Here is a 19,333-nt window from a genome sequence, read left to right on the forward strand (position 1 = left end):
GCTCGCTGCTGCCGGTGCCGGGCGGCGAGATCGCAGCCGGGTTCTCGGCCGATCTGCCGAGCGCCAAGGGGCCGGTCGCGATGCCGGCACCGCGTCTCGACGAGCGCTTCAGCTTCTGGGGCGAGGGCTTCGGGGCGCATGCCAACACCGACGGCGACGGCAATGCCGCCTCGCTCTCGCGCCGCACCGGCGGGGCAATCCTCGGCGCCGACCTGAAGCTCTACGACAGCGGCCTGAGCTCGTTGCGGGTCGGCATCGCCGGCGGCTACACCCGCTCGGATTTCGACGCCGATACGAGGCTGTCCTCGGGCCGGCTCGAGAGCGGCCATGTCCTGCTCTATGCCGGGGCGCGCCATGGCAACTGGCGGCTCGACGGCGGCGTCGGCTATTCCTTCGGCGAGACCAATCTGACCCGCCAGGTCCTGATCCGCGGCTTTGGCAACACGCTGCGCTCGGAGCGCGACACCGACGTGCTGCAGGCCTTCGCCGAACTCGGCTACGCCTTCCGCTTCCAGGGTTTTGCGCTCGAGCCCTTCGCCCAGATCGCCTTGCTGCGGGTCTCCTCCGGCTCGGCGATCGAGCAGGGCGGGGCGGCGGCGCTGCGGGTTTCTTCGCAGGATCAGTCGCTCGGCTTCACCACGCTCGGCCTTAGGGCCGAGGCGCAGCTCGGGGCGATGCCGCTGTTCGCGCGCGGCCTCGTCGGCTGGCGCTACGGCTTCGGCGATCTCACCCCGCAGGCAGGCACCGCCTTCGTCGCCGGCATCACCCCGGCCCGGGTCTATGCCGCCCAGATCGACCGCAACGCCCTCGTCGCCGAGGCGGGACTCGACTGGCGGATCAGCAAGGCGACGACGGTCGGCATCGCCTACTCCGCCGCGATCGGCGAACGCACCAGGGACCACGCCCTCAAGGGGCGGCTCGAGGTCAGGTTTTAGGGAGACCGGCGCTCAGCCGCCGAGGCGGTACTTCGCGAACCCCTCGCCGGCATCGCCCACGGCCTGCGCCTTCAGCCCCTCCGGCTTTCGGCTCGCGGCGGCCGGGGAGGTCGGGAATGTGACGTTGACGTTGGCCGGCAGCGGCACGAGCGACCAGTTGCCGTCGGCGGTCGGGTCGATCGTCTTCTTGTCGAGGATGTAGCGCACCACCACGTCGCGGTTGAGGTCCGGCGCTTCCAGCACGATTGTCGTCCTGGTCCCCGGGAAATTGCCGCCGCCCGAGGCGCGGTAATTATTGGTGACGACGAGAAACTGTGCCTTCTCGTCGACCGGTTTGCCCTGAAAGGCGAGGTCGACGATGCGCCGCGCGTCCGGCGCGACCAGCTTGCCGTCGAGGTCGTAGCGCGAGGGTTGCGTCACGTCGATTCGGTAGCTGACGCCGTCGATCACGTCGAAATTGAAGGCCGGGAAGCCCGTATTGATCAGCGGCTGTTCTTCGGACTTCGCGACGTCGATGCGGTTGAAGATGCCGGCCGAGCGCTCCAGCCATTCGTGAAGCTGCGCACCCGTGACTTTCACCACCTGCACCGTGTTCGGGTAGAGATAGATGTCGGCGACGTTCTTGATCGCCAGGGGCCCGGCCGGGATGTCGGTGAAGAAGCCCGGACCGCCGCGCCCGCCGGATTTGAAGGGGGCGGCGGCAGAGAGGATCGGCAGATCCTTGTACTGCGTCTGCGCCATCAGCGGCCTGGCATAGGCGATCTGGGCATCGGCGACGATCTGCACTGAAGGATCGTCGGCGACCAAAGCGAAGAAGCTGGTGATCGGCGCCGAGGTCGCGCCCACCGGCTCGCGCATATAGTCCAGCGTCGCCTCGTGATCAGCCTTTACCGTGGCGAGGATCGCGGGCTCCGCCTGCGCCTTCGGCACGATCTTGCGGTCGGGCGTGCGCTCGAAGATTGGCTTCGGATCGACCCTGAAATCCGTGATCTTCCAGCCGCCCTCGCGCTTCTCCAGTTCGAGGTCGAGAATGCCGATATGCGAGCCCCAGAAGCCGGGCTGGCAGGCGGGCTTGCCATGCAGCGAGCCCTTCTTGTTGTCGACCCCGGCAATGCCGTCGAAGGCCTTCGCCCCGGGGAAGACCAGATGCTGGTGTCCGGTCAGGATGACGTCGATGCCGTCGAGCTTCGCAAGATGCAGCGCCGCGTTCTCTTCGCCGCCTCGGCGCTCGCCACCGGCGATGCCGGAATGGCAGAGCGCGATCGTCAGGTCCGGATGGGCGAGCGCGACCTCCGGCAGGTATTTCTGCGCGGCTTCGACGATGTCGGTCGCGGTCACCTTGCGATCGAGATGGGCCTTGTCCCATTGCATGATCTGCGGCGGCACGAAGCCAATCACCGCGATGTTGAGGACATGCCTGGTGCCGGCCTCGTCCTCAAAACTCTGCTCGAAGATGCGCCAGGGCTCGATCAGCGTGCCGCCGCCGACCTTGTCGACATTGGCACAGACGATCGGGAATTCGGCGCGCGCGAGGCCGTGCTCGAGGAAGTCGAGCCCGTAATTGAATTCGTGGTTGCCGAGCGTGCCGCACTGATAGGGCAGGGCGTTCATTGCGGCGATCATCGGATGGGTCTCGCCCGCCTTCAGCCCCTTCTTGTAGGCGACATAGTCGCCAAGCGAGGAGCCCTGCAGGAAATCGCCATTGTCGAAGAGCAGGCTGTTCCTGGCTTCCGCCTGCGCCGCCTTGATCAGGTTCGCGGTCTTGGCAAGACCGACCGTGTCGTCCGGCGCGTCGCGGAAATAGTCGTAAGGTACGACATTGACGTGCAGATCGGTGGTTTCAAGCAGCCGGAGCTTCAGGCGCGCCGGGGCCTGCGCCGCGAGCGGGGCGGGCAGGGTGGCCGAGGCGGCGATCGCCGCTCCAGCCTTGAGCGTGTCGCGGCGGCTGAAACGGGGGGCGCGGTCCATCGTCGGTTCCTGAAGCGAGGTGCTGCGACAGACGCTAGCACCATGGCAGGACCGTGACATCGCAGAAGATGACTGTGCAGCGAGCCAGCTGACGGAGCCCCGGGGGAACCCTTCTCCCGTGTGGGAGAGGGGGTCGCGTGGCGGTTCTCTCTGTCTTATGAAATGGCTCTCTTCAGCGGCTCACGCCCTCCATCCGCACGCGGCCATCCGCGCCTTCGGTCCAGGCGGCGATCGCCCCGTCGGCCAGGCGCTTCGCCTTGACCACAAAGGGCTCGCCCGCGATCAGCGGGGCGAGGCCGCGATAGTCGAGCCGGATCGGCTCGCCGCCGGAGAGCGTCGCGATGATGTTCATGATCAGCGTCGCCTGGATCGGGCCGTGCACGACGAGGCCGGCATAACCCTCGACCCCGGTGACATAGGGCTCATCGTAATGGATGCGGTGGCCGTTGAAGGTCAGCGCCGAATAGCGGAACAGCAGCACCGGCGAGGCTTCGACCGTCCAGGTCAGTTCGGCAGGGCGAGGTTCGGCCGGCGCGGGGCTTGCCGGTTCCGCGCCCGACTGCGCGGCTTCGCGATAGACGATGTTGTGGCGCTCGCGCAGGGCCAGGCCTCGCGGCGTGACGAGCTCATGGTCGACGGCGACGAAGCAGAGCGGCCCGCTGCGTCCCTCCTTGTAGGCGATGTCGGCGATACGCGAGCGGCGGGTGACATCGTCGCCGGTCTGCAAGGGGGCGATCGTCTCGATCGTCCCGCCGGCCCACATCCTCCGCGGCAGGGGGATCGGCGGCAGGAAACCGCCCTTGGCCGGGTGCCCGTCCTCCCCGAGCGCGGCCATCGGCGCGATTGGCGGGGCGAGGCACCAGTGCAGGGCGAGCGGCGCCTCGCCTTGCCGGTACGGCGCCAGATGAGGGGCAAACGTCGCCGCATAACTCGCGACGAGCCGCGGCGTGACGAGGTCGGAAGCCTCTTCCGTCTTGCCGATCCAGGATTTGAGCTGGTCGATGTTCATGATGCTCCCTGCAAGGAAGGGCGCGGGGAACCCTCTCCTGGAAGGAGAGGGCAGGGTGAGGTGTAGGCCCTGTGACCAGTTCCGCGAGCGCTCACCGCGCGGCTGGGTTCAAGCCAACGTTTCCAGTCCGAACACCTCACCCCTGCCCCTCTCCTTCCAGGAGAGGGGTTCCCCGCGGGTGAGGGTCGATGTCGTTGTCTTCAATACGACCGCGGCATACCGAGCACATGCTCAGCAAGATAGGACAGGATGAGGTTGGTCGAGATCGGCGCGACCTGATAGAGCCGCGTTTCCCGGAACTTGCGCTCGACATCGTATTCTTCGGCGAAGCCGAAGCCGCCATGGGTCTGGATGCAGGCATTGGCCGCCTCGAAGGAGGCGTCGGCCGCGAGCATCTTGGCCATGTTCGCCTCGGCGCCCGGGTTCTCGCCAGCCTCGTAGAGGGAGATCGCCTCGCGCACCATCAGCTCGGCGGCGCGCATATTGGCGTAGGCTTTCGCGATCGGGAACTGGATGCCCTGGTTCTGGCCGATCGGCCGGCCGAAGACCTGCCGCTCCTTCGCGTAGGCCGACGCCTTCTCGATGAACCATTTCGCGTCGCCGACGCATTCGGCGGCGATCAGGATACGCTCGGCATTCATGCCCGAGAGGATGTAGCGGAAGCCCTTGCCTTCCTCGCCGACGAGGTTCTCCGCCGGCACGCGGACATTGTCGAAGAAGACCTCGGTTGTCGCGTGGTTCATCATCGTCCGGATCGGCCGGATGGTGAGGCCGGCCTTCAGCGCTTCGCGCATGTCGAGGATGAAGACCGAGAGCCCGTCGGTGCGTTTTTGCACCTGATCGCGCGGCGTCGTCCGCGCCAGCAGCAGCATCAGGTCGGATTGAGTCGCCCGGCTCGTCCAAATCTTCTGGCCATTGACGACGTAGTGGTCGCCGTCGCGCCTTGCGGTGGTGCGCAGGGCCGTGGTGTCGGTGCCGCTTGTCGGCTCGGTGACGCCGAAGGCCTGCAGCCTGAGTTCGCCCGAAGCGATCTTCGGCAGGTATTGCTGCTTCTGGGCGTCGGAGCCATGGCGCAAAAGCGTGCCCATCACATACATCTGGGCATGGCAGGCGGCGCCGTTGCAGCCTTGGCGCTGGATCTCCTCCATGATCACCGCAGCAGCCGACAGGGGGAGGCCGGCGCCGCCATAAGCCTCCGGGATCAGCGCCGAGAGGAAGCCGCTCTGCGTCAGCGCGGTCACGAACTCCGTGGGATAGGCCATCTCGCGGTCGAGCCTGCGCCAGTACTCGCCGGGGAAATCGGCACATAGCCTGGCGACGGCGTCGCGGATTTCGCTGTGGTCGTGCTGCGTCATCGGATCAACTCAGGCCGTGCGCGCTGCCTTGGGCGCGAATTCCCGGCGCAGCGCCGCTTCGTGCTCACCGAGCGCCGGCACGCGCCGCATCACGGTGCGCTTGCCGTCGACGATCGCGGGCGGCGCCAGCACCTCGACCGGCCCGTTCTGCGTCTCGACCGGCAGCGCCGTCGCGGCGGGATGGCTGATCAGGTCGCCAACATGCGAGACGGTGCCATAGGCGATGCGCGCCCTGTCGAGCGCGGCGGTCGTCTCGGCGAAGCTGCGCGGCGCGAGGATGACCTGGATCGCCGCGTCGAGTGCGGCGCGGTTGCGGACGCGCAGGACATTGCTTGCAAAGCGCGGGTCGTCGGCGAGGGCATCGTCGCGCAGCACGTCGCGGGCGAGGATGCGCCATTCCGGCTCGCTCTGCACCGCCAGCAGCACCTCGGCATCGGCCAGCCGGAAGACGCCATAGGGCGCGATCGAGGGATGGGCGAGGCCGAGCTTCGGCGGCTCGATCCCGCCATAGCGCCGGGTGAGATAAGGCACGTTCATCAGGTCGGCGATGGTGTCGAACAGCGAGAGCTGGATCTGCGAGCCCTGGCCGGTGCGCGCCCGCCGGAGCAGCGCCTCCAGGATCGCGGCATAGGCGGCGTTGCCGGTGGCGATGTCGGCGATCGAGACGCCGATCCGCATCGGCCCCGAGCTCTCGCTGCCGGTGATCGCCGAGAGGCCCGCCTCGGCCTGGATCAGGAGGTCATAGGCCTTGCGGTTGTAGTGCGGCGTACCCGGCGCATAGCCGGAAATGTCGCAGGTGATCAGCTTTGGATAGCGCTGGCGCAGCTCGGCCGAGCCGATGCCGAGCCGGCCGGTAGCGCCGGGTGCGAGGTTCTGGATGAAGACATCGGCCTCGGACAGCATCGTCTCGACCAAAGCGAGGTCGTTCGGGTCCTTGAGGTCGACCCGGCAGGATTCCTTGCCGCGGTTGATCCAGACGAAATAGGAGGACAGGCCTTCGGCGTAGTCGTCATAGCCGCGCGAGAAATCGCCCTCGGCCCGTTCGAGCTTGATGATGCGTGCTCCGGCATCGGCGAGGCGGCAACTGGCGATCGGCGCCGCCACCGCCTGTTCCAGGGCCACCACCAGGATTCCTTCGAGAGCATCCGCCATCTTGATTTGGTCCGCCTTCCGTTTCGGGCGAGACGCGCCGTTCGGCAGGGCGAAGTCAAATAGTCTTTTGCGATGGGGGCCATAGCGCTGCCGGCTCGCGGCGCGGGCGAGGGACTATAGAAAATCGCTATGGGCTTCATCGCTTTATCCTACTTGTGACCTCAGCGCGCCTATGCGCCCCTTCCGCCATGGTTCAGGCGCCGCAAAAGAGCGCCATGCCCGTTCTGCGGACATCAGGGAGGAGATCATGGTGAGGATGAAACTGGCGGCGGCGGGTGCCGTCCTGGCTGGCGTGCTGGCGTCGCTGCCGGCGCTGGCGCAGGACAAGCCGAAAGAGCTCGTGGTCGGCATCGCGACCTTCCTGTCCGGCCCGGCCTCGGTGTTCGGCGTGCCCGGCAGGAACGCCGCCGACCTCTTGATCGAGGAACTCAACGCCAAGGGCGGCATTCTCGGCGTGCCGGTGAAGCCGGTCTATGTCGACGAGGGCGCTGGCACCAACCAGCTTCTCTCCGAATATCGCCGTGTCGTGCAGGAGCAGGGCGCGCAGGTCATGCTGGGTGCGATCTCGTCGGGCTCCTGCAACGCGCTCGCGCCGGTCGCGGAAGATCTCAAGGTCGTCAACGTGATGTGGGACTGCGGCACGCAGACCATCTTCGAGGACGGCAAGTGGAAATACTCCGTCCGCACGCAAGGGCATGCCGGCGCCGAGATGATGGCGACGCTGCTCTACCTGATGAAGGTCAAGCCCGACTTCAAGTCGATCGCAGTGGTCAACCAGGACTACGCCTGGGGCCGCGAATCCTGGGCGCTGTTCCAGGCCGGGCTGAAGGCGCTGAAGCCCGATGTGAAGGTCGTCGCCGAGCTCTTCCCGAAATTCGGCGCGCCTGATTTCTCGACCGAGATCACGCGGCTCTCGGCGCTGCGGCCGGACGTCGTGCTCTCGACCTCCTGGGGCGGCGACCTCGACACCTTCGTCCAGCAGGCGGCGGCGCGCGGCCTCCTGAAGCAGTCGACCTTCGTACTGCCGCTGGCCGAAAGCTCGCTGGAGCGGCTCGGCAACGTACTGCCGGAAGGCGTCATCGTCGGCGCCCGCGGCGACCATTACTGGCTGCACCCGAAGACCAAGAACACCCCGGAGATGCAGGCCTTCGTCAAGAAGTACAAGGACAAGACCGGCGTCTATCCGATCTACCCGACCTTCCACATGCAGCAGGCCCTGACCGGCCTTGCCAAGGCCTATGAGAAGGCCGGGGCGTCGACCGGCGGCAAATGGCCGAGCAAGGAGCAGGTCATCGCCGCCTTCGAGGGTCTGGAGTTCAAGTCGCTGACCGGCACGATCACCATCCGCGCGGACCATCAGGGGCTGGAGGACCAGATGCTCGGAACGACCAAGCGCGTGCCCGAATACCCGTTCGCGGTCTACGACAAGATGGCGCTCTATCCCGGCAAGCTGGTGACGACGCCGGTCGGCGAGAAGTCGCTCGACTGGTTCGCCAAGGCAACCCAGGCCCTAGTCAACGACAAGTCGATCGAGACCTTCGACTACGCGAAGTGAGGCGGTTCCTCACCCTGGCCGTCCCGGACGCGCGGCAAAGCCGCGACGATCCGGGACCCATGCCCGATCATCGATTGGAGACCCCAGGCAGGGATCCCGGGTCTCCCTCCGGTCGCTCGGGATGACGGGGAGGGGCTTGGTTGAATCAGCCTCTCAGGCACTTGAATCAGTTTCTGAAGAACGGTCTGCATGCCCATTGAAATGCTTCTTCTCGCCGCGCTGGACGGCCTGGCCTATGGCTCGCTGATCTTCCTGGTCGCGGTCGGACTCTCGCTGATCTTCGGCGTGCTCGGCATCATCAACGTCGCCCATGGCTCGTTCTACGCGATCGGCGCCTATGTCGCCGCCGCCGGAGTCCTCGCCATGGGGGCGATGGGCCTGCCCGCCTGGCTCGCCTTTCCCTTCCTGCTGGTCGCCGCGGCGCTGGTCGGCACCGTGGTCGGCGGCCTCGTCGAGATCGTCCTGCTGCGCCGGGTCTACGGCAAGGAGGAGGTGCTGCAGCTGATCGTCACCTTCGCCGTCTTCATGATCCTGGAGGACGCGCAGAAGGTGGTGTTCGGGGTGCAGCCCTATTTCGCCAATGCGCCGATGAACTGGCTCGGCACGGTCGAGGTCTTCGGCATCTTCTACACCAAGTACCAGCTCATCCTGATGCCGCTGGTCGCGCTCGCGGTGCTCGTCGGCCTGCGCTTCTTCCTGCGCCGGACGCGCTTTGGCCGCGCCATCGTCGCGGTGACGCAGGACCGCGAGGCCGCGACGGCAATGGGCATCGACGCGGCCCGCGTCTACCTGATCACCTTCATCATCGGCGCCTCGCTGGCGGCGCTCGGCGGCGCTCTCGCCTCCGCCACCACCTCGCTAACCCCCGGCATCGGGGCTGGCACGCTGGTGCTCTCCTTCGCGGTCGCCGCGACAGCCGGGCTCGGGCGCATCGAGGGCGCGGCGGTCGCGGCTCTGCTGATCGGCCTCGGGCGCTCCGTCGCGGTCTATTTCGCGCCGGAGTTCGACGTGCTGATCCCCTATCTCATCATGATGCTGGTGCTGCTGGTGCGTCCGCAGGGCCTGTTCTCGACCGTGCAGACGAGGAAGGTGTGATGGCGCGCCAGCTCGTCCTCGGCCTCGCGCTGCTCATCGCACTCGCCGTCTTCCCGCTGTTCTCGCCCTGGTCGACGGTGATCCTGACCGTCGCGCTCTGCGAGGGGCTGGCGGCGCTCGGCATCATGGTGCTGCTGCGCGCCGGCCAGGTCTCCTTCGGCCACGGCCTGTTCTTCTCGTTCAGCGCTTATGCTGTCGCTTTCATGGCGGCGGCCCGGCTCGGCCATGAGGCATTGATCCTGATCCCGGTCGCGACCGCGGCATCGGGCCTGCTCGCCGCGCTAGTCGGCCTGTTCATCGTCCGCTACCGGGCGATCTTCTTCGGCATGCTCAACCTCGCTATCTCGATGGTGTTCTTTTCGCTTCTGGAGAAGCTCTTCCCGATCACCGGCGGCGCCGACGGCAAGCGCGTGCCGCGCCCGACGCTCGCGGGGATGGAGTTTGGCCGCGAGCAGTTCGAGCTCTGGATCTTCTACATCACGCTCGGGCTCTGCCTCGTCGCGGCACTCTTCGTCGCCCGTTATCTGGTCTCCCCCGGCGGCAAGGCGCTGGAGGCGATCAAGTCGAACGAGACGCGGCTCGAATATCTCGGCGTATCCCCGCGCAGGGTGCTGTTCGGCGCCTATCTGCTCTCGGGCCTGCTTGCCGGCCTCGGCGGCGCCGTCATCGCACTGGTCTCCGGGCATGTCACGCCGGAGCTGGCCTATTGGGTGCGCTCCGGCGAGTTCGTCTTCATCGCCATTCTCGGCGGCATAGGCGGCGTCGCCGGGCCCTTCCTCGGGGCGCTGATGTTCCAGATCATCCGCGGCTATGCGGCGGTCTACGCACCCGAGACCTGGCATGCCGTGCTCGGCGTCATGCTGCTCGTCATCATCTTCTTCGCGCCTGCCGGACTCTATGGCATCGCCACCGGCTCGCGCCGCAAGGAGGGCGGGCGATGAGCATCATCCTCGAGGCGAACGACCTCAATCTGCGCTTCGGCGGGGTGCAGGCGGCGAACGGCGCATCGCTCAAGGTCTCGGCCAATGAGCGTATCGCCATCATCGGCCCCAACGGCGCCGGCAAGACCACCTTCATCAATCTCTGCACCGGCTATCTCAAGCCGCAATCCGGCCGCGTCGTCTTCGCCGGGCAGGACATCACGGCGCTCTCGCCGCGCGCCATCACCAGGCTCGGCATCGGCCGTTCCTTCCAGATCCCGCAGCTCTTTCTCGACAACACGGTGATCGACAACCTGCTCCTCGCGCTCTCCGCCCGCGAGGGCTCCTGGTCGCCCTTCCTGGTGATGGAGCGCCATCCGAAGGCTCAGGAGATGTGGGAGCTGCTCGACATGGTCGGGCTGAAGGCGATCGGCGGGCGCATCGTGCGCGAATTGCCGGAGGGCATGCGCAAGCTCGTCGACATCGCCGTCGCGCTGGCGCTCGAGCCGAAGCTGATCTTCATGGACGAGCCGACCAGCGGCGTCTCCTCGACCGAGAAATTCGAGGTCATGGACACGCTGACGCGCGCCCTCGATGCGCGCGCCACCACGGCGATCTTCGTCGAGCACGATATGGACGTGGTCGCCCGCTATGCCAGCCGCGTCGCTGTCTGGTCCAGCGGCAGGATCGCGCTCGAAGGCTCGCCCGAGGAGATCCTGAACCATCCCGAAGTGCGCGAGACCGTGATCGGAGTGGGAGTCTGATCATGCTGGAGATCAAAGGACTTTCGGCCGAGATCGAGGGCGTGCAGGTGCTGCGCCGTGCGAACCTGTCGCTGGCCGAGGGGGCGACCGTCGCCCTGATCGGCCGCAATGGCGCGGGCAAGACCAGCCTGCTGCGCGCCATCATGGGCTTCATGAAGGTGACGGAGGGCGCGATCAGCTTCGATGGGCGCCCGCTCGACAGCGTCAAGGCGCATCTGCGCCCGCGCCTCGGAATCGGCTACGCGCCGGAGGACCGGCGGCTGTTCTCGAGCTTCAGCATCGAGGAGAATATTCGCCTCCCGGCCGAGGTGATGAAGCTGCCCGCGGCCGAGATCGCACGTCGGCTGGAGGGCATCTATGCCGTGCTGCCGGAGCTCGCCGAGCTACGTCACCGGCCGGCGGCGGGCCTCTCCGGCGGCCAGGGCAAGATGGCGGCGCTGGCGCGGGCCCTGATGGTCGGCAGTCGTGTGATCCTGCTGGACGAGCCCTTCCAGGGGCTGGCGCCGGTTCTCGCGAACCGCTATGCGGCGGCGCTGCGGACCTTGCGCGACAGCCATCCCGACATCGCCCTGCTGATCACCGAATCCAATCCGAGCCTGCTGCGTAATTTCGCCGAGAAGGCCTATGCTATCGAGCGTGGCGAGGTCAGCGAGGCTGCGCTTGCCGCGAGCTCGCTCGCTGCGGCCGGGCTGCATTGAGGGCCGGGCGCAAGTTCCTTTCCCGAGCCGGGCAGGGCGGGCGAGGGAGGCGACCTTTTACTGCCCGCAGCGATTCGTCGTGCGGCAAGCGCAAGGCGTCCGATCGCATGACCGACTATCCCTATCCCTGACGATCCCTCACAAGGGGCGCCACAGGTCGGGGCTCGCCTCACAGGACATGCCTCGCAGGACTTGGAAGGATTTTGCATGACCCAGCATTTCATCAACGGCCGCTATGTGGCCGGCCGCTCCGGCGAGACCATGGCCGTGCTCGCCCCGGCGACGGGCGAGGAATTCACCCGCATCGCCTGCGGCAACGCGCAGGATATCGACGATGCGGTGAAGGCGGCGCAGGCCGCCTATGAGGGTGCCTGGGGCAAGCTCACCGCCGCCGAGCGCGGCCGGCTGATCTCCAAGCTCGCCCTCAAGGTCCAGGACCATTTCGAGGAGCTGGCGAAGATCGAGGCGCGCGACACCGGCAAGCCGATGGCGCAGGCCAGGGCGGATATCGAGGCGACCGCGCGCTATTTCGAGTTCTATGGCGGCGCCGCCGACAAGGTGCACGGCCACATCATCCCATTCCTCAACGGCTACAGCGTCAACGTCGTCCATGAGCCCTATGGCGTCACCGGCCATATCCTGCCCTGGAACTATCCCGCGCAGATGATTGGCCGCTCGCTGACCGCTTCGCTGGCCATGGGCAATGCGGTCGTGCTGAAGCCGGCCGAGGATGCCTGCCAGAGCGCGCTGCGGCTCGCCGAACTCGCCTCGGAAGTCGGCTTCCCCGATGGCGCGATCAACATCGTCACCGGCCGCGGCCATGAGGCGGGCGAGGCGCTCTGCCGCAATCCCGGCGTCGGCTTCATCTCCTTCACCGGCTCGCCGCAGGTCGGCCAGATCATCCAGAAGGCCTGCGCCGACAATTTCATCACCTGCACGCTCGAGCTCGGCGGCAAGTCTCCGCAGATCATCTTCGACGACGCCGATTTCGACGCCGCGATCCCGACCGTCTGCAAGGCTATCGTCCAGAACACCGGGCAGACCTGCTCGGCCGGCAGCCGCGTGCTCGTCCAGAAGAATGTCTATGACGACTTCATCGGCGCCGTCGCGAAGGAGTTCACCAAGCTGCGCGCCGGCACGCCGGAGATGGACCTCGATTGCGGCCCGGTGATCAACGCCAAGCAGCGCGGCCGGGTCCAGAGCTTCATCGACCAGGCCCGCGAGCAGGGCATCCCGGTCCTCGCCGAGGGCGCAATCGCCCAGGGCGTGCCCAATGGCGGCTTCTATGTGACGCCGACCCTGTTCGGCCAGGTGCCGCGCGGCAACCGGCTGGAGCAGGAGGAGGTGTTCGGCCCGGTGCTCGCCGCCTTCTCCTTCGAGGACGAGGAGGATGCGGTCCGGCTCGCCAACTCCACGGAGTATGGCCTCGTCGCCGGCGTCTGGACCGGCAATGGCGGGCGCCAGCAGCGTGTCGCCAAGCGCGTCCGGGCCGGCCAGGTCTTCATCAACGGCTATGGCGCCGGCGGCGGTATCGAGCTGCCCTTCGGCGGCACCGGCAAGAGCGGCCATGGCCGCGAGAAGGGCTTCATGGCGCTCGAGGAGTTCGCGGTGACCAAGACCATCGTGCACAAGCACGGCTGAGCCCGGCCCTTGATCTCCCCGGCGCAGGATCCCCCGAAATCGGGTCTTGCGCCGGCATGCCGGCCGCGTATCCAATGACCGACATGGGCACCCGGCCGGCTGGCGACACCGTCGACATTCTCGCAGCGCTGCTGGCGCCCCTGCAGGATCGCCGCATCGTCGATATCGGCTGCGGGCGGGGCCATCTCTTGCATGCGCTGGCCGAGCGTGGCGCTCGCATGGCCGGCGTCGATCCCGACGAGGCGGCGCTGGAAGCGGCGCGCGCGCTCGTGCCCAAGGCGCAGCTCCACAAGGCCGGCGCGCTGCATCTGCCCTGGGGCGATGCCTCCATGCATGTGGCGATCTTCCTCAACAGCCTGCATCACGTGCCGGTTCTGGAGATGCTGCCGGCGCTGGAGGAGGCCGCCCGCGTCGTCGGCAAGGGCGGCACCGTCATCGTCGTCGAGCCGCTTTCGGAAGGTACCTTCTTCGATGCGCTGCGCCTGATCGAGGACGAGACCGAGGTTCGCCAGGCGGCCCAGGATGCAATCGTCAGGGCGATGCGTCGCGGCGTCGTCAGCGAGCAGCGCCGCATCGAATTCGATCGGATCGAGGCCTTCCCCGATCTCGCCGCCTTCGTCGCGCGTGCGGTCGCCGCCGATCCGGCGCGCCTGGAGCAGGCGGTGGCGGCGCGCGACAAGCTGCAGGCGCGTTTCGAGACCCTGTCGGAGCGCGACGGGCGCGGCTATCTCCTGCATCAGCCGATCCGGTTGCATCATCTCAAAGTGCCCGTCGGGCCGCGGCCGGTGGTCAATCCGGCTCTGTTCGGCTGAGGGGCCGGCTCAGCCTTTTGCTGTGCCGCCCGGTGCGCGCGGATCCTTGACCCGCCCGGGCCATTCCGCAGTGATGCCCGGCTGGACCGGCCGCTCCAGATAGGTCGAGAGCACGACATAGCTGCGCGTCGCGGTGACGCCGGGCACGTCGTAGATCTTCGCCAGCAGGCCTTCGAGCGCATGCGTGCTCTCGGTGCGGACCTTCAGCAGCATGCAGGTGTCGCCAGCGACCGAATGGATCTCCTCGACCTCGGGATGCGCCTCTATCGCCAGCAGCGTCGTCGTCTTGCCCCAGCCGGTGGTGTCGACATGGACGAAGGCGAGCAGCGTCTTGCCGGTGGCCTCCGGCTCGATCAGCGCCGCGATCCGCTTGATCGCGCCGGAACGCCGCAGCCGCTTCACCCGTTCATGCGCCGCCGGCGGCGACAGGCCCACGCGCTCGCCGAGTTCGGCGTAGCTCGCCGTCGCATCCTCGACGAGAACGCCTAACAGCTTTCGGTCCATCGCATCGAGCTCGCGCTTGGTGGTGCGGCCGCGCCGAACGCCATCTGTTTTTTCCAGCATTCGATATTCTCCGATTGAACCGGAATGCAGTTCGGTCATTTTGCCGAAATGGCGAATTCAGATCAAATCACCTCTCGGGTTCCGGCGGCGGCCTATGCGCTCTGTCTGTGCATCGGGCTGGTTGGCGCGAACTCCCTCGCGCTCGGCCCGATCGCCCCCCGGGTGGCGGAGAGCTTCGCCAGCGACGTGCCGGCGGTGATGACCGCCTCCGCCGCTTTCGGCATCGGCACGGCGGCGAGCGCGCTCCTGCTCGCCGGGCTGATCGACCGTTTCGGGCCGGGGCGGATGCTGCGCTATGCGCTGCTCGCTTTTCTCGCCGCGCTCGCGGCGAGCGGGGTGGCGCCCGCCCTGCCGGCCTTCGTCGGCGCGCAATTGCTGGCCGGGCTCGCGGCCGGCGTCGCGCTCCCCGCGATCTACACGCTCGCCGCGCTGGCATCGCCGCCCGGCCGCGAGAGCGACACGCTCGGCGTCGTCCTGTTCGGCTGGACGCTGAGCATGGTCGCGGGCGTCTCGCTCTCGGCGGTGATCGCCGATCTCTCCGGCTGGCGCACGGTCTACGGCATCGTCGTCATAGCAGGCCTAGCGGCCGTCGCCGGAACCTCGAATCTCACTGCTGGCGGCAGTGCGGCCGGCCGCGCTGCGCCATCGCCACTCTCCGCCTTGCATGTTCCCGGCATCGCGCCGCTGCTCCTCGCCTGCGCCGCCTTCATGGCCTCGTTCTACGGCGTCTACGCCTATGTCGGCGACCATCTGCACCGGGTGCTGGGTCTCCCCGTAAGCGCCGCCGGCCTGCTCGCCCTCTGCTACGGCCTCGGCTTCGGGGCGACCGCCTTTCTAGATCGTTGGATCGATCGCCTCGGCCCGGCCCGGCTGCTGCCGCTGTTCTTCGCGGTGGTCGGCTGCGTCTACCTGCTGATGAGCCTGGTCGCCGGGTCCTATCCCGCGCTGCTCGCCGTGGTGTTCTGCTGGGGCATGGCCAACCATGCGGCGCTGAACGTGCTGATCCTACGGCTAGCGGCGCTCGATCCCAGCCGCCGCGGCGCGATCATGGGCCTCAACAGCGGCGTGACATATCTCGCCCTCTTCGTCGGGACGACGGCCTTCGGGCCGCTCTATGCCCGTGCCGGTTTCGCGGCGCTTGGGCTGACGGCGGTCGCTCTGATGCTGACAGCGGCGCTCGCCACCGTGCTCACCTCTCGCACGGCAGCGGCAGGCAACCAGCCCGCTGAATAAGCCTCACATCTGGATGATGTGCCGGATCGTGCGGCCTTCGTGCAGCGCGTCGAAGCCCTCATTGATACCGTCGAGCGAGCTCGAACTGGTCCAGAGCTTGTCCACCGGCAGCCGGCCGCGCTGATAGAGGTCGATGAAGCGGGGAATGTCGCGCACCGGGATGCAGGAGCCGACATAGGAGCCCTTCAGCGTCCGCTCCTCGCCGACGAGCCGCACCGGCGCCAGCGACATCGTATGGGCGGGGTTGGCAAGGCCGGCAGTGGTGGTCGTGCCGCCGCGCCGGGTGATCTGGTAGGCGAGTTCGAGCGCCTTGACCGAACCGGCCATTTCGAGGCCGTGGTCGACGCCGCCCTTCGTGGCGGCGCGGATCGCCTCGACGACATCCGGCGCGCCGGCGTTGAAGGTGTCGGTGGCGCCGAGTTCGCGCGCGATCTTCAGCTTCTCGTCCGAGAGGTCGACGGCGATGACGCGGGCAGCACCACAGGCGGCGGCCCCGAGCAGAGCCGAAAGCCCGACGCCGCCGAGCCCGACCACGGCCACTGTTTCGCCGGCACGGACCTTGGCGGTGTTCACGGCGGCACCGACCCCGGTCAGCACGGCGCAGCCGAACAGCGCGGCGACTTCGTGGGGGATATCGGCCTCGATCTTGACCAGCGAGTGCCGCGACATCACCGCATGCTCGGCGAAGGCGGAGACGCCGACATGATGGTTCACCGGCTTGCCGTTCTGCGAGAGCCGGCGGCCGCCGGCCATCAGCTCGCCGACGCCATTGGCGGCATTGCCGGGCTCGCACAGGGCAGGGCGCCCCTCGCTGCAGGGCGCGCAATGGCCGCAGGACGGCACGAAGACCATGATGACCCGGTCGCCTTTCTTGAGGTCGGTGACGCCCGGGCCGACCTCCTCGACCTCGCCGGCGGCCTCATGGCCGAGCACCATCGGCACCGGGCGCGGCCGGTTACCGTCGATCACCGAGAGGTCGGAATGGCAGAGCCCGGCGGCCCGCACTTTGACCAGCACCTCGCCCATGCCGGGCGGGGCGAGCTCGACCTCCTCGATCCGGAGAGGCTTCGATTGCGCATAGGGGGCGGCGACGGGGCTGGCATGGAGGACGGCGGCACGGGTCTTCAAGGCGTATCCTCGCATCGAATGCTTCGTTGAGCTCAGCCCTCATCCTGAGGAGCGATCGCAGATCGCGTCTCGAAGGATGGACGAGTTGTCTCCAGAACCTCCTGGAGCATCCTTCGAGACGCCGCTGCGCGGCTCCTCAGGACGAGGGCTGAGGATGGTTGCGCGAGTGTTCGGCTTCGTCGGCATCCTGTCAAAGACGAAATGTCGATCAGCCATATAAGGCCGGTTGATCGCCGTCCTCGCCGAGCGTCGCGGCCCAGCTCTCATCGGTGACGAGGCCGCGCAGGATCTCCCAGGAGAGCTGGCCGATGGCGCGCGCCGCCGCCGGCATCGGCCGCTCGGTCGAATAGGCGAGATAGACCTTGCGATAGAGCGAGGGCCGCTCGATCGGCCAGGTCCGGAAGATGCCGGCCTTTTCCTGCGCCCTCACGGCCATGCGCGGCAGGATGCCGTAGCCGAGGCCGCGTTCGGCGAGGCGCTTGATCTGCGCATAGGATTCGATCTCGACGGCGGCGTGGACCGTGGCGTTGATGCCGGTGGCTGCTTCGTCGATCTGGTCGCGCAGGCCATGGCCAGGCCCCGGCAGGATCAGGTCGAGCCCCGCCGCCTCGGCCAGCGTCACCGGCTCCCCCGGCGGCGTTTCGAGCGCCGTCAGCGCCGGCACGCCGAACAGGCAGAGTTCCTCGGTCAGGACATGGTGGATGCCGAGCCCCTTGGGATCGGAGGTCGAATAGATCACGGCGAGGTCGACCTCGCCCTTGCGCAGCCAGTCGAGCACGAAGCCGCTCATCGCCTCGGCGATGCGGATGCGCACCGCCGGGTAGCGCTCCTTCGCAGCCTCGATCAGCGGCACGCTGAACTGTTCGCTGACGGTCCCCGGCAAGCCGATGCGGACCTCGCCGGTCGGGGCGACCGTCTCGCCGCGTACGCAGTCGCGCAGTTCCGCGAATTCGGCGAGGATGGTACGGGCCCGTTCCAGTAGACGCTCGCCCGCCTCCGTCGCCACGACCCCGCGCGTGCCCCGGTGCAGAAGCGCGACGCCGAGCTCGTCCTCCATATGCCGCAGATGCTGGCTCAGCGCCGGCTGCGCCACACGCAGCTTGGTCGCCGCCTTCGAGAAAGAGCCCTGTTCGACGATGGCCGTGAAATAGCGCAATTGGCGCAGATCCATCGCCGCTCCTGCTTCCCGATCTCTGATCAGCGCCCTGCCGGCCCGGCGGGCGGCGGCAGCTTTCGCTTATGCAGACTAGAGCGAAGGCTTATTGGCCGTCCACTGCCCGGGCGTGCAAGCTGCCCGTGCGGCAAGGCCGGGCGCCCGCCCAGACCCGGCGTCGCTCTCAACCAGGAGGAACGCCATGTCGAAGCTCATCACATCGCCGACCAGCCGCCGCGGCTTCCTCTCCGGGGCGGCGGCGCTCGCCGTGGGAGCAGGCCTGCCGGCTGCCGGGCCGGTGCTCGCCAAGGCGCCGCTCGCGGGCAGTCAGGCGCCGTACTTCTATCGCTTCATGCTGGGCCAGGCCGAGGTCAGCGTCGTCTCCGACGGGCCCCTGCCGCTCGGCGATCCCGGCACCAACTTCGCCGGCGTCCCCAAGGAGGACGTCTACAAGATGTTGGAGACGAACTTCCTGCCCAAGGACAATGTCGTGCTCGAGCAGAACATCCCGATCGTCAATTTCGGCGACAAGCTGGTGATGTTCGACACCGGCATGGGCTTTTCCAAGGCCTTCGGGCCGACGACGGGGCGGCTCTTGAAGAGCATGCAGGAGGCCGGCATCAATCCCGGCGACATCGACGCCATCGTCTGCAGCCACGCCCATATCGACCATATCGGCGGCATCTGCTCGGCCGAGGGCAAGACCCACTTCCCGAACGCCCAGATCTATCTCAGCCAGACCGATTTCGACTTCTGGACCGATGAGAGCAAGCTCGGCTCGCCGCTCAAGGCCTTCATCGAGCATGCGAGGGCCAATCTCCTGCCGGTGCGCGACCGCATCGTCTTCTTCAAGGACGGGCAGGAATTCCTGCCCGGCGTCCAGGCCATCGCCGCACCCGGCCATACCTTCGGCCACCACATCTTCGTGGTCTCCTCCGGCGGAAAGTCCTTCGCCTTCCTCGGGGATCTCACCCATCACGCCGTGCTGCTGCTGGAAAAGCCGCTGATGGAGTTCGCCTATGACAGCGACCCCAAGCAGGCGGCGCAGTCGCGCGTACGGCTGCTCGGCATGCTCGCCGAGAACAAGACGCCGGTGATGTCCTATCACTTCGCCTGGCCGGGCTTCGGCAATCTCGCCAAGGCCGGCGAAGGCTTCCGCTACTACCCGGCGCCGATGCAGATGCTGCGGGGCTGAGCGGAGCGAGCCGATCCGCTCAGGGCAGGGGAGCGTGCGCGAAGAGCGCACGCGCGCTTTCGCGTGGCCGGGGTAGCGGCGGTTCCGGCCATGCTGTGTTGTCGTCCTTGCCGTGCCTCTTGCGGTCGCCGGGCGAAACCTGATCGCGCATTTGTG

At 67.6% G+C, this 19,333-nt stretch carries 17 protein-coding genes; 10 read left to right on the forward strand and 7 right to left on the reverse strand.

The window, feature by feature from the left end:
* On the forward strand, positions 1-935 hold a 935-nt coding region (locus RKE40_RS20160), incomplete at its 5' end, for an autotransporter outer membrane beta-barrel domain-containing protein (RefSeq protein WP_316020004.1).
* A gap of 12 nt (positions 936-947) precedes the next feature.
* On the opposite strand, the gene RKE40_RS20165 is transcribed toward RKE40_RS20160, so the two are convergent.
* The 4 genes from RKE40_RS20165 to RKE40_RS20180 form a co-directional block, all read right to left on the reverse strand.
* A complete protein-coding gene (locus tag RKE40_RS20165; protein ID WP_316020005.1) occupies positions 948-2,903 on the reverse strand; it encodes a bifunctional 2',3'-cyclic-nucleotide 2'-phosphodiesterase/3'-nucleotidase in 1,956 nt (651 codons plus the stop codon).
* Between the two features lie 172 nt (positions 2,904-3,075).
* A complete protein-coding gene (locus tag RKE40_RS20170) occupies positions 3,076-3,912 on the reverse strand; it encodes an HTD2 family dehydratase (protein ID WP_316020006.1) in 837 nt (278 codons plus the stop codon).
* Positions 3,913-4,112: 200 nt separating this feature from the next.
* Positions 4,113-5,267: an acyl-CoA dehydrogenase family protein gene (locus RKE40_RS20175; protein WP_316020007.1), complete on the reverse strand. Its 1,155-nt coding sequence runs from the start codon at positions 5,265-5,267 to the stop codon at positions 4,113-4,115.
* A 9-nt stretch (positions 5,268-5,276) separates the two neighbouring features.
* A complete protein-coding gene (locus tag RKE40_RS20180) occupies positions 5,277-6,419 on the reverse strand; it encodes a CaiB/BaiF CoA transferase family protein (RefSeq protein WP_316020008.1) in 1,143 nt (380 codons plus the stop codon).
* A gap of 247 nt (positions 6,420-6,666) precedes the next feature.
* On the opposite strand from RKE40_RS20180, the gene RKE40_RS20185 reads away from it, so the two are divergent.
* From RKE40_RS20185 to RKE40_RS20215, 7 genes are all read left to right on the forward strand, one after another.
* Entirely contained in the window at positions 6,667-7,974 is a 1,308-nt protein-coding gene (locus RKE40_RS20185; RefSeq protein WP_316020009.1) for an ABC transporter substrate-binding protein, read from the forward strand.
* Between the two features lie 189 nt (positions 7,975-8,163).
* Positions 8,164-9,069 carry a branched-chain amino acid ABC transporter permease gene (locus tag RKE40_RS20190; RefSeq protein ID WP_316020010.1) on the forward strand — a complete coding sequence of 302 codons (906 nt, stop codon included), beginning with the start codon at positions 8,164-8,166 and terminating at the stop codon, positions 9,067-9,069.
* Entirely contained in the window at positions 9,069-10,010 is a 942-nt protein-coding gene (locus RKE40_RS20195) for a branched-chain amino acid ABC transporter permease (RefSeq protein ID WP_316020011.1), read from the forward strand. The genes RKE40_RS20190 and RKE40_RS20195 overlap by 1 nt, the downstream gene beginning before the upstream one ends.
* A complete protein-coding gene (locus tag RKE40_RS20200; RefSeq protein WP_316020012.1) occupies positions 10,007-10,753 on the forward strand; it encodes an ABC transporter ATP-binding protein in 747 nt (248 codons plus the stop codon). The genes RKE40_RS20195 and RKE40_RS20200 overlap by 4 nt, the downstream gene beginning before the upstream one ends.
* Before the next feature lie 2 nt (positions 10,754-10,755).
* A complete protein-coding gene (locus RKE40_RS20205) occupies positions 10,756-11,451 on the forward strand; it encodes an ABC transporter ATP-binding protein (RefSeq protein WP_316020013.1) in 696 nt (231 codons plus the stop codon).
* Positions 11,452-11,658: 207 nt separating this feature from the next.
* Positions 11,659-13,092, forward strand: a complete 1,434-nt coding sequence (locus RKE40_RS20210; protein ID WP_316020014.1) for an aldehyde dehydrogenase family protein — start codon at positions 11,659-11,661, stop codon at positions 13,090-13,092.
* A 74-nt stretch (positions 13,093-13,166) separates the two neighbouring features.
* Positions 13,167-13,904, forward strand: a complete 738-nt coding sequence (locus RKE40_RS20215) for a class I SAM-dependent methyltransferase (RefSeq protein ID WP_316020015.1) — start codon at positions 13,167-13,169, stop codon at positions 13,902-13,904.
* Between the two features lie 9 nt (positions 13,905-13,913).
* Here the strand turns inward: RKE40_RS20215 and RKE40_RS20220 are convergent, their stop codons facing one another.
* Positions 13,914-14,468, reverse strand: coding sequence for an Lrp/AsnC family transcriptional regulator (locus tag RKE40_RS20220; RefSeq protein WP_316020016.1), 555 nt, complete (start codon positions 14,466-14,468; stop codon positions 13,914-13,916).
* A 48-nt stretch (positions 14,469-14,516) separates the two neighbouring features.
* Between RKE40_RS20220 and RKE40_RS20225 the strand changes: the two genes are divergently transcribed.
* On the forward strand, positions 14,517-15,701 hold the full coding sequence (locus RKE40_RS20225; protein WP_316020017.1) for an MFS transporter: 1,185 nt from the start codon (positions 14,517-14,519) through the stop codon (positions 15,699-15,701).
* 3 nt (positions 15,702-15,704) lie between these two features.
* Here RKE40_RS20225 and RKE40_RS20230 read toward each other — a convergent pair whose 3' ends face one another.
* Together RKE40_RS20230 and RKE40_RS20235 are read right to left on the reverse strand one after the other, a co-directional pair.
* Positions 15,705-16,829, reverse strand: coding sequence for a zinc-dependent alcohol dehydrogenase family protein (locus RKE40_RS20230; protein ID WP_316020018.1), 1,125 nt, complete (start codon positions 16,827-16,829; stop codon positions 15,705-15,707).
* Between the two features lie 208 nt (positions 16,830-17,037).
* Positions 17,038-18,000, reverse strand: a complete 963-nt coding sequence (locus RKE40_RS20235) for a LysR family transcriptional regulator (protein ID WP_316020019.1) — start codon at positions 17,998-18,000, stop codon at positions 17,038-17,040.
* A 196-nt stretch (positions 18,001-18,196) separates the two neighbouring features.
* Between RKE40_RS20235 and RKE40_RS20240 the strand changes: the two genes are divergently transcribed.
* Positions 18,197-19,177 carry an MBL fold metallo-hydrolase gene (locus tag RKE40_RS20240; protein ID WP_390893466.1) on the forward strand — a complete coding sequence of 327 codons (981 nt, stop codon included), beginning with the start codon at positions 18,197-18,199 and terminating at the stop codon, positions 19,175-19,177.
* Positions 19,178-19,333 lie beyond the last annotated feature (156 nt).

Source organism: Allobosea rubneri (genome assembly GCF_032464875.1).
GTDB classification, from domain to species: domain Bacteria; phylum Pseudomonadota; class Alphaproteobacteria; order Rhizobiales; family Beijerinckiaceae; genus Allobosea; species Allobosea rubneri.